This is a genomic window from Kineococcus vitellinus, assembly GCF_009906315.1.
GTDB lineage: Bacteria > Actinomycetota > Actinomycetes > Actinomycetales > Kineococcaceae > Kineococcus > Kineococcus vitellinus.
This window is the reverse complement of record NZ_JAAALL010000578.1, coordinates 1-1,040: the sequence shown is the minus strand read 5'-3', so window position 1 is coordinate 1,040 and position 1,040 is coordinate 1. Positions and strand designations below refer to the sequence as shown.

The following is a 1,040-nucleotide window of genomic DNA, read 5'->3' as shown; positions in this document are numbered from 1 at the left end:
GCCCTGGGTGATGGCCCCGATGGTCTCCACCCCGGCCGGCCCCGCGGCGCGCACCCGGGCGGCGAAGTCCGCGGCCTCGGCCGGGGTGGAGACCATCGGGGCCATCACCCAGGGCCGCGTGCCGGTGCGCTCGGCCGCCGCGGCCAGCGCCTGCAGCTGGGTGGTCAGCAGCTGCGGGTGGCGGCGGGCGGTGCGCAGCCCCCGCAGCCCCAGCGCCGGGTTGTCCTCGGCGCCGGCGGGCGCGAACGCCAGCGGCTTGTCGGCGCCGGCGTCCAGGGTGCGCACGACGACCCGGCGCCCGCCGAAGGCGGTGAGCACCCGCGCGTAGGCGTCGGCCTGCTCCTCCAGCGCGGGGGCGTGCACCCGGTCCAGGAAGAGCACCTCGGTGCGCAGCAGCCCGACGCCCTCCACCTCCCCGGCGCCGCGGGCGGCCGCCGCCCGCTCGGCCTCCTGCGGGGTGGCGACGTTGGCCAGCAGCGCGACGGGGAGGCCGTCGGCCGTGCGGCCCGGACCGCCGGCGCCGCGCACCCGCCGCGAGCCGGCGGCGCGGCGCTCGGCGAGGGCCGCGACGAGGGCGTCCGGCGGCTCGCAGGTGACGGTGCCGGCGCGCGCGTCGAGGGCGAGGCGGGCGCCGGCCGGCAGGCCGAGGGCGCCCGCGGCGCGCACGACGCAGGGGATGCCGAGCTGCGCGGCGATGATCGCGGCGTGGCTGGTGGGGCCGCCGCGCTCGGTGACGACGCCGACGACCAGCGCCGGGTCCAGCGCCGCGGTGTCGGCCGGGGCCAGGTCGCCGGCCACGAGGACCGAGGGGCCCTCCAGCGGCGGGACGCCCGGCGGCGGCAGGCCCAGCAGGTGCGCCACGACGCGCCCGCCCACGTCGCGCAGGTCGGCGACCCGCTCGGCCGCGTGCGGACCGGCCGCGACCAGCACGGCGCAGAACGTCTCGACGGCCCCGTGGACCGCCGTGGCCGGGCCGTCGCCGGCGCCCAGGCGGCGCTCGGCCTCGGCGAGCAGCCCGGGGTCCTCGGCCATGAGGGCGC

Annotated in this window: 1 protein-coding gene; it reads right to left on the bottom strand. The window is 82.1% G+C overall.

The window, feature by feature from the left end:
• The coding region (locus GTQ99_RS23535; protein ID WP_166618058.1) for a putative PEP-binding protein at positions 1-1,040 on the bottom strand (1,040 nt) is incomplete at both ends.